Origin of the sequence: Hymenobacter negativus, assembly GCF_016056375.1 — a bacterium.
GTDB lineage: Bacteria > Bacteroidota > Bacteroidia > Cytophagales > Hymenobacteraceae > Hymenobacter > Hymenobacter negativus_A.
In genome coordinates this window covers 614,330-627,660 of sequence record NZ_JAEDAE010000003.1, presented here as the reverse complement: position 1 = coordinate 627,660, position 13,331 = coordinate 614,330, and the positions used below count along the sequence as shown (strand labels likewise).

Here is a 13,331-nt window from a genome sequence, read left to right as displayed (position 1 = left end):
CACATTCCCATTCGCTCATGAAAAAAATTGCTCTGGCCGGCCTCGTCGCGGCCGCCCTCACCACGGCCTGCAACCAGACCAAAACCACCGAAACCGCCACCACCAGCGCCAATGGCGCGGCAGCCGATACCACCAAAGGCATCAACGGCCTGTTTGCCAGTTTCTGGGAGCAACAGTCGCGGCTCGATCCGCTGTCGGCCACGGCCCAGGGCGACAACCGCTTCAACGACCAGCTGCCCAACGACCAGACCCAGGCGTTTCGGGATACGCTGCGCACATTTTACCAGGACTACCTGACGCGGCTGGGCAAGTTCGACCGCGCCAAGCTGGACGACAACGACCGCATCAGCTACGACATCTTCCAGTACGACCTCAAGCAGCGGGTGGAAGGGCTGAAGCTGAATACCTGGATGATGCCTTTTCAGCAGTTCTGGGGGCTGCCCATCAGCATGGGGCAGTATGGCTCGGGGCAGGGCAACCAGCCGTTTAAAACCGTGAAGGACTACGACAACTGGCTGGGCCGGGTGCGCGGCTTTTCGGTGTGGGCCGATTCGGCTATCGGCAACTTCCGGCGCGGCATGAAGGCCGGCGTGGTGCTGCCCAAAGCATTGGTGGAGAAGATGATTCCGCAGATGCGCGCCAAGGATATGCAGGTAACGGATGCGACCAAGTCGCTGTTCTACGGCCCCATCACGCGCTTTCCGAAAGACTTTTCGGACGCCGACAAAAAACGCATTACCGAGGAGTACAAAAAGGCCATTCTCACGGAGATTGTGCCGACTTACAAGAAACTCGGTGATTTTCTGGCCAATGAGTACCTGCCCAAATCCCGTCCCACCAGCGGCATCAATGCGGTGCCCGGGGGGCCGGAGATGTACCGTTACTACGTGAACTACTGGACCACCACCGAGAAAACCCCGGCCGAAATCCACGAGTTGGGGCTGCGCGAAGTGGCCCGCCTGCGCGCCGAGATGGAGCGCATGAAAACCCAGCTGGGCTTCAAAGGCACGCTGCGCCAGTTCTTTGAAAGCCTGAAAACCAACCCCAAGGCCATGCCCTTCAAAACGGCCGAGGAAGTGCTGGCCGGCTTCCGCAAGATTCAGGCAACCATCGACCCCAGCCTGAAAAAGATGTTTGGCCGCGTGCCGAAGTCGCCGTTTGAAATCCGGGAAACCGAGAAGTTTCGCGAGGCGTCGGCCTCGGCCGAATACAACCAGGGCTCGCCCGATGGCACCCGGCCTGGCATTTTCTACGTGCCGCTGCCCAAGCCGGCCGAGTACAACGTGACGCAGGGCATGGAGTCGCTGTTTCTGCACGAGGCCATTCCGGGCCACCACTACCAGATTTCCCTGCAGCAGGAAAACACCAGCCTGCCCAAGTTCCGCCAGTTTGCCGGCTATGGGGCCATGACCGAGGGCTGGGCCCTCTACTGCGAAAGCCTGGGCAAGGAGCTCGGCCTCTACAAAGACCCCTACCAATACATTGGCGCCCTGAGCGATGAAATGCTGCGCGCCGTGCGCCTGGTGGTGGACACCGGCCTGCACACCGGCCAGATGACCCGCGAGCAAGCCATTGACTACATGCTCGATAACACGCCCGACAACAAGGAAAACGACACGGCCGCCATCGAACGCTACATGGCCATTCCGGGCCAGGCGCTGAGCTACAAAATCGGCCAGCTCAAAATTCAGGAGCTGCGCGCCAAATACACCAAACAGCTCGGCAGCAAGTTCTCCCTCAGCAACTTTCACGATGAGCTGCTGAAAGACGGCGTGATGCCGCTGGCCGTGCTCGAAACCAAGATGGACGCCTGGGCAGCCAGGCAGTAGGTTGAGTATCGAGTAAAAAGGAACGTCATGCAGAGCGCAGCGAAGCACCTTTACCACAATACTAAATCTAATTAGTTAACTGGTAAAGATGCTTCGCTGCGCTCTGCATGACGCTCTTTATATATTCCGCCGTCTCCCAACAAAAATGGACTATTTACAGCCATTTGTGTAGCTTGCCGGCTTACTCATTGGTTGATGAACAGATTTTTTGTTGCCTTACTGGCAATGTGGTGCCTGTTGGCACACCCCGCCGGCTCCCAAACCCCACCCAACGGCGGTACTTCCGCCACCCTACTTGCTGGTTTATTCAATTCGTATTGGGAAGACCGCGCCCGGCTGTTTCCGCTGATGGCCACGGCCCAGGGCGACAACCGCTACAACGACCGCCTGCCCAACGACCAGACCCGCGCCTTTCGCCAGCAGCAGACGCGCTTCTACCGTCGCTACCTCAACGACCTGCTGAACATTGACCGCGCCCGTCTTTCCAGCGACGACAAGCTCAGTTACGACATCTTTCAGTACGAGATGCGCAGCCGCCTCGACGGCCTGCGGCTGAACACCTGGATGATGCCGTTTGCGCAGTTCTACAGCCTGCCCACCACGCTCAGCCAGCTGGGAGCGGGCACGGGCGCGCAGCCGTTTAAAACCGTGAAGGACTACGACAACTGGCTAACCCGGGTGGGCAAGTTTCCGGTGTGGGCCGACTCGGCCATCGGCAACTTCCGGCAGGGCATGAAGGCGGCCGTGGTGCTGCCCCGCGTGCTGGTGCTGAAAATGGTGCCCCAGCTGCAAGCCCAGGTGACGGCCGATGCGGCCAAAAGCCTGTTTTACGGCCCCATAACGCACCTGCCGGCCAGCTTTTCGGAGGCCGACAAAGCCCGCCTCACCGCCGCTTACCAGCAGGCCATTCTCACTGAGGTGGTGCCCACCTACCGCAAGCTGGCCGACTTCCTGCAGACCGAATACTTGCCCCAGGCCCGCAGCAGCACCGGCCTGAGCGACGTGCCCGGCGGGGCCGAAATGTACCGCTACGACGTGCGCCTGATGACCACCACCGACCGCACGCCCGATGCCATCTACCTCACCGGCCTGGCCGAGGTGAAGCGCATTCGGGCCGAGATGGAGGCCGTGAAAAAGCAGGTGGGCTTCAAAGGCAGCCTGCCCGGCTTCTTCAGCTACCTGGGTTCCAGCGCCAAATTCATGCCCTACAAGACGCCGGACGACGTGCTGAATGCCTTCCGCGGCATTCAGGCGCGCATCACGCCCAACCTACCCAAGCTGTTCGGGCGCACACCGAAGTCGCCGTTCGAAATCCGCCAGACGGAGGCCTTCCGCGCTGCCACGGCCTCGGCCGAATACAACCGGGGCACGCCGGATGGAGCACGGCCGGGCATTTTCTACGTGCCCATTCTCGATGCCACCAAGTTCAACGTGACTTCGGGTATGGAGTCGCTGTTTCTGCACGAAGCCATTCCCGGACACCACTACCAATTGTCGTTGCAGCAGGAAAACACCGGCCTGCCCAAGTTTCGGCGCTTCGCCTCCTACCCCGCATTCAGCGAGGGTTGGGCGCTGTACTGCGAAAGCCTGGGCAAGGAGCTGGGCCTCTACACCGACCCCTACCAACGCATTGGCGCGCTGGGCGATGAGATGCACCGCGCACTGCGCCTGGTGGTGGACGTGGGCCTGCACGCCAAGGGCATGAGCCGCGAGCAGGCCATCGACTACATGATGGCCAACGAGCCCATTTCGGAGCAGGCCGCCACGGCCGAAATCGAGCGCTACCTGGCCATGCCCGGGCAGGCGCTGGCCTATAAGACCGGTCAGCTGAAAATCCGCGAGTTGCGCACCCGCTACGAAAAGCAGCTGGGCAAAAAATTCAACCTCCGGGCTTTTCACGACGAAATCCTGGCCGGCGGTTCGATGCCCCTGGCCGTGCTGGAGCGCCGCATGGACGCTTGGGCCGCCCGGCAGCGGTGAGGCGTGCGCCGTTAGCATCCGCCTGTCATCCTGAGCGCAGCGAAGGACCTTATCACAACTAAGCGGTTTGCGGTAATTCGAATGGCGCGCACGCAATAAGGTCCTTCGCTGCGCTCAGGATGACAGGCATCTGCAATCACTACCTTGCCGATTCTTTCGTATCCTCCGAATCTTATTCCAATGCCCAACTTTAATTCCCACCGGAAGTTGACCGGTTTTTTGGCCACGCTCGGCCTGGCCCTCACCCTGCTTCCCACCCCTGGCATGGCTCAATCTTCCGCTTCCGCCGCATCGGCTACGGCCCGCGCCGACCAGTCGCCGCTGTTGGCCCCCTGGGGCGGCCCGCACGGCGGCGTGCCAGCTTTCGACAAAGTGAAAGTTGCTGATTTCAAGCCTGCTTTGGAGGCCGCGATGGCCGAAAACCTAGCCGAAATCAACGCCATTGCCACCAACCCGGCCGCGCCCACGTTCGAGAATACCATTGCGGCCATGGAGCGCAGCGGGCAGACACTGACGCGCGTTTCGGCCATCTACGACATCTGGAGCAGCACGCTCAATGATGCTGCCTTCAGCGCCGTGGAAACGGAAATGGCCCCGAAGCTGGCCGCGTTCTACGACCAGATTTCCCAGAACCCGGCGCTGTTTAAGCGCATTGAGGCGGTGTATAATTCGCCGGCCACCAAGAAGCTGACGGCCGAGCAGCAGCGGCTGGTAGAAGTTGACTACAAGCAATTTGTGCGGGCGGGCGCGAAACTGGATGCCACGGCGAAGGCCCGGGTTTCGGCCATCAACCAGAAGCTGGCGGGGCTGTTCACCAACTTCTCGCAGAACGTGCTGGCCGACGAGGCCGACTCGGTGCTGGTGCTGAAAACCGAAAAGGACCTGGGCGGCTTGCCGGCCTCGCTGCGCGACGCGGCCAAAACCACGGCCGGCACCCGCAAGATTGCGGCGGCCGGCGTCATCACCAATACTCGCTCCAGCATCGACCCGTTCCTGACCTACTCCGACCAGCGTCAGCTGCGCGAGAAGGCCTGGCGCATGTTCACGAACCGGGGCGACAACGGCGGCGCGCACGACAACAACGCCATCATCACCCAGATTCTGCAGCTGCGGGCCGAGCGCGCCAAACTGCTGGGCTACCCCACCCATGCCCACCTGCGCCTCGACAACACCATGGCCAAAACCCCGGAAGCGGCCATGGATTTGATGCTGAAAGTGTGGACGCCCGCCGTGGCCCGCGAGCACGAGGAAGTGGCCGACATGCTGGCCCTGGCCAAAAAGGAAGGCGCCCCCGCCGATTTCAAAATCGAGCCCTGGGACTACCGCTACTACGCCGAAAAGGTGCGCAAGGCCCGCTACGACCTCGACCAGAACGAGGTGAAGCAGTATTTGCAGCTCGATAAAATGCGCGAGGGCATGTTCTGGGTGGCCGGCGAGCTGTTCAACTTCGCCTTCGTGCCCGTATCCGACGTGCCCGTGTATCACCCCGACGTGAAGGTGTGGCAGGTGAACGACAAAACCACCGGCAAGCAGGTGGGCCTCTGGTACTTCGACCCCTACGCCCGACCCGGCAAAAACTCGGGTGCGTGGATGAATGCCTACCGCAACCAGGAGCGCATGGACAAGCCGGTGACGACCATCGTATCCAATAATTCCAACTTCGTGAAGGGCAAGGACGGTGAGCCGGTGCTCATCTCCTGGACCGATGCCACTACACTGTTTCACGAGTTCGGCCACGCTCTGCACGGGCTGTCGAGCAACGTGACATACCCGACCCTTTCGGGCACCAGCGTGGTACGCGACTACGTGGAATTTCCCTCGCAGCTGCTCGAAAACTGGCTGGCCACGCCTGAGGTGCTGAGCAAGTACGCCCTGCACTACCAGACCGGGAAGCCCATTCCACAGGCGTTGGTGGACCGCATCAACAAGGCCAGTTCGTTCAACGAAGGCTTTGCCACCACCGAGTTTCTGGCCAGCGCCCTTATTGACATGAAGCTGCACCTAGCCGGTGCGCAGAAGATTGACCCTGATAAGTTTGAGCGCGAAACTTTGGCCGGCCTGGGCATGCCCCACGAGCTGGTGATGCGCCACCGCACGCCGCAGTTCACGCACGTTTTCTCTTCGGATGGCTACTCAGCGGGCTACTACTCCTACCTGTGGTCGGTGGTGCTGGCGGCCGATGCATTCAGTGCCTTCACCGAGGCCGGCGGGCCTTATGACAAGGCCGTGGCGGCCCGCCTGCGCAAAAACGTCTTCACCGTGGGCAACACCGTGGACCCGGCCGCCGGCTACCGTGCCTTCCGCGGCCGCGACCCGAAGATTGACGCTCTCATGAAGCAGCGCAACTTCCCCATGCCCGCCGCCCAAACCGGCGGCAAGCTCGGCCCCGGCAAGCCGGTTGATGGCCCGAACAAGGTGCAGATACGGCGCAAGTAGCCGCGCGCTGGCGCTTGATTACGACCCTGAGAAAGCCCCGCTTTGGGGCTTTCTTTTTGCCTTTTTGCGACGCTGGCACGCAACCCATTCGGCCCAAATGCCGACCTTGCGCGCCCGACCATTTCAACTTTTAGCCCGCTCTTCCCAAGCCTATGCCTAAGTACGTACCGGCCCTGCTCACGGCCGCGACCTTTTTCGTTTCAGCCGCCGCCTCGGCCCAGCAGCTGCCGGTCCTCACGGCCGAGGACTACGCCCGCGCCGAACGATTCCTGAGCTACAACACCCAGGCGCTGGTTGACCACAGCGCCGGCCAGCCCAACTGGCTCGCGGGCGACCGGTTTTGGTACCGCACGCTCACGGCGCAGGGCAGCGAGTTCATCCTCGTGGACCCGGCCCGCAAAACCCGCACCGCTGCCTTCGACCAGACCAAGCTGGCCGCCGCGCTGTCTGCGGCCACCGGCAAAAGCTACGAGGCCAGCCGGCTGCCGTTCCGCACGCTCACGTTTTCGCCCGATGGCAAGACCATTTCCTTCGCCGCCGCTGGCAAAAGCTGGAAATACGACGTGGCCAGCGGGCAGCTGAGTCCCGACACCGCGCCCGCCGCCAAACCGAGTCCCAACGCCGAAAACGAAGTGGAGTCGCCCGACGGCAAGCTGGCCGCCTACATTAAGGACTACAACCTGTGGGTGCGCGACACGCAGACCAACCAGACCACCCAGCTCACCACCGACGGCGTTAAGGACTACGGCTACGCCACCGATAACGCCGGCTGGACCACCAGCGACAAGCCGGTATTGCGCTGGTCGCCCGACTCGCGCAAAATTGCCACTTTCCGGCAGGACCAGCGCAACGTGGGCGACATGTACCTGGTGACCACCAATGTGGGCCACCCCACCCTGAAAAGCTGGAAATATCCGCTGCCCGGCGATAAGGACGTTACTACCATTGAGCGGGTGGTTGTGGAAGTGAACGGCCCGAAAGTGGTGCGCTTCCAGATGGCCCCCGACCAGCACCGCGGCACGCTCTCGGACGATATTTCGAGCAGCGGCACTTTTGATGACGTGGACTGGAGCCCCGACGGCCGCGAGCTGGCGTTTGTGTCGACCTCGCGCGACCACAAGGAGGAGAAAATCCGCGTGGCCGATGCCGTCACCGGCGCAGTGCGCGACGTGTTTTCCGAAACCGTAGCCACGCAGTACGAGTCGGGCCAGGGCGATATCAACTGGCGCTACCTGCCCAAAACGAAAGAAGTTATCTGGTATTCGGAGCGCGACAATTGGGGCCAGCTTTACCTCTATGACGCCGGCAGCGGCAAGGTGAAGAACCAGATTACCAAAGGCAACTTCGTAGTGACGCGGCTGCTGAAAGTGGACGAAAAGAAACGCCAGCTCTACTTCTTGGCCGATGGCCGCGAGCCGGGCAACCCCTACTTTACGCACCTCTACCGCATCGGGCTGGATGGCAAAAACCTCACGCTGCTCACGCCCGAGGCCGGCAACCACCAGGTGATGCTTTCGCCCTCGGGCAAGTATTTCGTCGACACCTACTCGCAGCCCGATAAGCCCGGCGTAACGGTGCTGCGCGGGACCGATGGCAAGCTGATTTCGACGCTGGAGAAAACCGACATTTCCCGCCTCACCGCCACCGGCTGGAAGGCTCCCACCCCCATCACAGTAAAAGCTCAGGATGGGCAGATTGACCTCTACGGGCTGATGTTTACGCCCACCAACCTGGACCCCAACAAGAAGTACCCGATTATCAACTACATCTACCCCGGGCCGCAGGGCGGCGGCGTGGGCAGCTGGTCGTTTGCCCCGGCCCGCAACGACCACCAGGCCCTGGCCGAGCTGGGCTTTGTGGTAGTGGTCATCGAAGGCAGCTGCAACCCCCTCCGTTCCAAGAGCTACCACGACGCCTGCTACGGCAACATGGCCGAAAACACCCTTTCAGACCAGGTGACCGGGATGCGCCAGCTGGCGCAGAAATACCCGTACATCGACCTGAACCGGGCCGGCATCTGGGGGCACTCGGGCGGCGGCTACGCCACGGCGATGGCCATGTTCCGCTACCCTGATTTCTTCAAAGTGGGTATCTCCGAATCGGGCAACCACGAAAACCGCAATTACGAAGACGACTGGGCGGAGCGCTACATCGGCCTGATGAAAACCAACGCCGACGGCACCACCAGCTACGACAACCAGGCCAATGCCACCTTTGCTAAAAACCTCAAAGGCAAGCTGATGCTGGCTCATGGGCTGATGGACAACAACGTGCCGCCCTACAACACCTGGCTGGTGGTGGAAGCCCTAACCAAAGCCAACAAGAGCTACGACCTGGTCGTATTCCCGAACGCCCAGCACGGCTACGGCGCTTATGGGCCCTACATGATGCGCCGCCGCTGGGACTATTTCGTACAGAACCTGGCCGGGGCCACCCCGCCCCACGACTACGAGATGAAGCCCCACGCTGACCCGCGCAACGCGGTGCAATAAGGCACCGGGAGCAATACGAACGTCATGCTGAGCGCAGTCGAAGCATCTCTCCCGCAGTAAGTAATCCATTCGATAGGGTTTACTATTGCGGGAGAGATGCTTCGACTGCGCTCAGCATGACGTTTTTATTTGAATAATTCGGCCATGAAAAGCATCCTATCTAAACCGCTTCCGATACCCCGGTTCCTTTGGCTGCTGCCCCTGCTATTCCTCCAGCCCGGCCTCAGCCACGCCCAGCGCCGCTTCGAACTGGCCGACATCAGCCGGCTGGTGAATGTGAGCGACCCGCAGCTCTCGCCCGATGGCAAGAGCATTCTGGTCGTGGTGTCGCGGCCCAACCTCGCCAACAACCGCCACGATGCCGAAGTGGTGCTGGTGGATGTGGCTACCGCCCGGCAGCGCGTAATGGTAGCCGACCGGCCCACCGTGAAGCAGCCGCGCTGGTCGCCCACCGGCGACCGGGTGGCGTTTCTGGCGCGTACCGGCACGGGCAAGGACGCGCATACCCAGCTTTTCGTGCAGAATTTGGCCTCCGGCGACGTCCGTCAGCTCACCACGGCCGTGGCCAATGTGCAGCTTTACGCCTGGAGCCCCGATGGCACCGCCCTTGCCTACTCAGCCGCCGATGCGCCGGCCAACGCCGCCGAAATAGCCCGGGGCAACGATAGTTTCGAAGTGGGCAATGGCAGCGTGACGCTCACCGCGCCACCCGCGCCCGACCACCTGTGGCTGGTTTCGGCTACCGATGGGCAGCCCGCCCGCCGCCTCACCAGCGGCCCGCTAAGTCTGCCCGACGACTCTTCGGCCCCCTTCTTCTGGGCTCCCGACGGCCGCACGCTGGCCTGCGTGCTGCGTCCCAGTGCCCAAACCGGCGACCAGGAAACCGCCGTGTACACGCTGGATGTGGCCACGGGCGCGGTGCGTGAGCTACCCAACACGCCCCACCGTGTCGATTTGCCCGCCTACTCGCCCGATGGCCGCTGGCTGAGCTACCAGACGCCCCGCGAGCCGCCCTATTTCGAGTCGCTGGAATTTGACGTGGTGCCCGCAACCGGCGGTCCCGCACGCCACCTCTGCCGCCCGCTCGACCGCAACCTGCAACGGGCCATCTGGAGCCCGGACGGCAAAAGCTTATTTGTAGGTGGCAACGATGGCCCGACGGTTTCCATCTGGCAACAGGAGTTGAATGGCAAAAGCCAAAAGCTGAAGCTAGGCACGGTATCGCCCAACGGCAGTTACTGGGTGGAAATGGCCGTGGGCCGCCGTAACGCCGTGGCGCTCACAGCCAACGAGCCGGGCCGGCCGGCGGAGCTGTATTATATGGCTTCGCCAACCGCTTCCCCGCGCCGCCTCACCGATTTCAACCACGAAACCGCTGCGCTAGCCCTGGGCCGCATGGAAGCAGTGGAATGGCAGTCTGATAATCTGCACCCCGATGGCGTCCTCACCTACCCGCCCGATTTTGACCCGGCCAAAAAGTACCCGCTGGTGCTGATGATGCACGGCGGCCCTTCGAACGCCTCGCGAACAGCGTTTTATGGGCTGGGGCAGGCGGTGGCGGCGCACGGCTACATAGTATTTCAGCCCAACTACCGGGGGAGCGACAATCTGGGCTACGCCTTCCAGCGGGCCATTCGGGACGATGCGGGAACCGGGCCGGGGCGCGATGTACTGGCCGGCATTGCCGCCTTGGAGCAGCGCGGCTGGGTCGATACCAGCCGAATTGCGCTGTCGGGGGCTTCGTATGGGGGCTTTATGACGGCCTGGCTGATGGGCGAGTCGCGGCGCTGGCGCTGCGCGGTGGCGGCCGCTTCAGTAGTCGACCTGCTCGACAGCTACAACCTGAGCGACAACAACATTGCCAATGCTGGGCACTACGGTCCCTCGCCCTGGCTTAGCGCCGAAAACCTGGCCCACTACCGGGCGCAGTCGCCCATTTCGCGGGCTACGCGCTGGCGCACGCCCACGCTCATTCTCCACAATGTGGGCGACTTCCGGGTGCCCATTGCCAACTCCTACAAGCTCTACCACGCTTTGCAGGACAACCACGTACCGGTGCGCTTCGTGGCCTTCCCCATTTCGGCCCACGTCCCGTCCGACCCCGTGCGCAGCGCCGAGTGGAACCGGCTGTGGCTGGACTGGCTCGACCAGTATCTGAAATAAAGAACGGCGTAGGGGCTTCTGAACAAACCCGGTTACTCTGAATTTAACCCCACATGAAAAGACCTTTCCAAGCTGCCGCCCGCCTGCTCCTCGCCATCATCGCGCTAGCTACGCCCTTGGCGGCTCCGGCCCAAAAAAAGCCCGCCACCAAACCGGCCAACCCCGAAAGCGCAATCCGCGAAGCCGACATTAAGCGCGACCTGTTTGCGCTGGCCGACGACCATTTTCGGGGCCGTGAGGGCGGCACGCTCGATGAGTTGAAAGCCTCCGTGTGGCTCGCCGACCAGATTCGGGCCACCGGCATGCTGCCTGCCGGCGACGACGGCACTTACTTCCAGTGGTTCAACCTGCAGCGCACCCGCCTGAGCAAGGGCAGCACGCTCCGCATTGGCACGCACGATGTTAAGCTAAACGAAGACGGCGCGGTGACGGCTCCTACCAATGCCAGCATCAACGCGCCGCTGGTGTATGTGGGCACTGGCTCGGCGGCGGAGCTGGCTAAAGTCGACATCAAAGGCAAGGCCGTGGCCGTGCAGATATCGGGGGCGCCGACGGACGGCATCAGCTACCGGCGCTACGTGTTTGGCAAGTTTGCCGGGCAGTCGGGCGAGCTGGTGAAAGCCGGCGCGGTGGCGGTGGTGTTCGTATCGGATGCGGCGTCGCAGGCCCTCTACGACCATTGGAGTCACATTTATGAGCGGGGGCGCTATAGCCTGCCCGGCGCGGCCAGCACCAAAGTGGTGAGCACACCGCCCGTAGTGTGGCTGCCCGCCAGTGCCGCCAGCTGGGTGCAGCAGGCCGGCCAGCAGTTCACCACCGAGCTAAAGGTGGAAAGCTTCCAGTACCCATCGGTCAACATCGTGGCCAAAATGCCCGGCACCGATGCGCAGCTGAAGAAGGAGTACGTCTTGTTCAGCACCCACCAGGACCACGACGGCGTGCGCGCGCCCGTGGCCGGCGATTCCATCTACAACGGCGCCGACGACAACGCCACGGGCTGCGCGGCCCTGCTGGCCATCATGCGGGCCTTTAAGCAGCAGCCGGGGCGGCGCTCGGCGCTGTTCGTGTACCAGGGTTCGGAAGAGCGCGGGCTGATTGGCTCGACCTACTTTTCGGCCCACCCCACGGTGCCGCAGTCATCCATCGTGGCGGTGCTGAATGCGGAGATGATGGGCCGCAACGCACCCGACAGCGCCGCCCTGCTGGGCAGCACGCCGCCCCACCTGAACTCCTCCGACCTCGTGAAAACCGCGCTGGCGGCCAACCAGGCCGGCCCGAAATTCAAGCTCGACACCGAGTGGGACAAGCCCACGCACCCCGAAGGCTGGTATTTCCGCTCCGACCACCTGCCCTACGCCCGCCTGGGCATCCCGGCCATTATGTACACCTCGCTGCTGCATGTGGACTACCACACGCCCCGCGACGAAGCCCGCCGCATCGACTACGCCAAACTCACGCGCATGACGCAGTGGATGTACCTCACCGGCTGGGCCGTGGCCAACCGCACGGCACCACCCGCCCGCGAGCCCGGCTTCAAGCTGGAACGGTAGATTTCAGTGAACAGTTAGCAGTGTGCAGTTAGTAGTGAACAACTTTGTTGATAAAGCATTTCTTGCACACTGTTCACTGCTAATTGCACACTGCTAACTGACACATGCGCCACCTCACCGCTGCAGACATCGCCGGCTTCGAAAAAATCTACCGCCTTAACCTCGTCAACGGTTTGCCGGGCTTCAAGTCGGCTAACCTGGTGGGCACGGCTGCGGCCGATGGCGCTACCAACCTGGCCGTGTTTAGTTCGGCCCTGCACCTGGGTTCCGACCCGGCCCTGCTGGGCATTGTGACGCGGCCCACCACCGTGCCGCGCCACACCTACGCCAACCTCAAAAGCAGCGGCTGCTACACCCTCAACCACGTGCCCGAGGCGCTGGCCGCCCAGGCGCACCACACCTCGGCCAACTTCCCGGACACTGTTTCGGAATTCGATGCTTGCGGGTTCACGGCCGAATACCGTGACGATTTTCCCGCGCCCTACGTGGCCGAAAGTGCCCTGAGCATCGGCCTGCGGCTGCTCGAAGAACACCACATCAGCAACGGCACCGTGCTGCTGGTGGGCCGCGTAGAGCACGTGTACCTGCACGACGAAGCCCTGCGCCCCGACGGCACCCTCGACCTCGTGGCCCTGGGCACGGCCACCATCTCGGGCCTCGATGGCTACCACGCCGTGCAGCCGCCCGTGCGCTTCGGCTACGCCCGCGTGGGGCAGCCACCGGTGGCGGAGTAGGATTATGGCGTGCTAACTGCGGAAAATGACTGTCGTCCCGAGCGCAGCGAAGGACCTTGTCACGCCTGTACTGACGTGACAAGGTCCTTCGCTGCGCTCGGGACGACAAACGATTGAAAGCGGAAATGCCAGAGCGTCCCCGGTAGT

At 62.5% G+C, this 13,331-nt stretch carries 7 protein-coding genes; all 7 read left to right on the top strand.

Annotation, left to right across the window (positions count from 1 at the left end; translation table 11 throughout):
* Positions 1 to 17: 17 nt before the first annotated feature.
* The 7 genes from I7X13_RS10570 (at position 18) to I7X13_RS10540 (ending at position 13,184) form a co-directional block, all read left to right on the top strand.
* Positions 18 to 1,829, top strand: coding sequence for a DUF885 domain-containing protein (locus I7X13_RS10570; RefSeq protein WP_198075448.1), 1,812 nt, complete (start codon positions 18 to 20; stop codon positions 1,827 to 1,829).
* Between the two features lie 225 nt (positions 1,830 to 2,054).
* Positions 2,055 to 3,809 (top strand): DUF885 domain-containing protein, encoded by a 1,755-nt coding sequence (locus I7X13_RS10565; protein WP_198075447.1) that lies wholly within the window; start codon positions 2,055 to 2,057, stop codon positions 3,807 to 3,809.
* 180 nt (positions 3,810 to 3,989) lie between these two features.
* Positions 3,990 to 6,245 (top strand): M3 family metallopeptidase, encoded by a 2,256-nt coding sequence (locus I7X13_RS10560; RefSeq protein ID WP_233454735.1) that lies wholly within the window; start codon positions 3,990 to 3,992, stop codon positions 6,243 to 6,245.
* 152 nt (positions 6,246 to 6,397) lie between these two features.
* A complete protein-coding gene (locus I7X13_RS10555; RefSeq protein ID WP_198075446.1) occupies positions 6,398 to 8,737 on the top strand; it encodes a S9 family peptidase in 2,340 nt (779 codons plus the stop codon).
* 144 nt (positions 8,738 to 8,881) lie between these two features.
* A complete protein-coding gene (locus I7X13_RS10550) occupies positions 8,882 to 10,900 on the top strand; it encodes an alpha/beta hydrolase family protein (RefSeq protein WP_198075445.1) in 2,019 nt (672 codons plus the stop codon).
* A 53-nt stretch (positions 10,901 to 10,953) separates the two neighbouring features.
* Complete coding sequence (locus I7X13_RS10545) at positions 10,954 to 12,450, top strand: M28 family peptidase (RefSeq protein WP_198075444.1); 1,497 nt, start codon at positions 10,954 to 10,956, stop codon at positions 12,448 to 12,450.
* A gap of 104 nt (positions 12,451 to 12,554) precedes the next feature.
* Complete coding sequence (locus tag I7X13_RS10540; RefSeq protein ID WP_198075443.1) at positions 12,555 to 13,184, top strand: flavin reductase family protein; 630 nt, start codon at positions 12,555 to 12,557, stop codon at positions 13,182 to 13,184.
* The last annotated feature ends 147 nt before the right edge of the window (positions 13,185 to 13,331 follow it).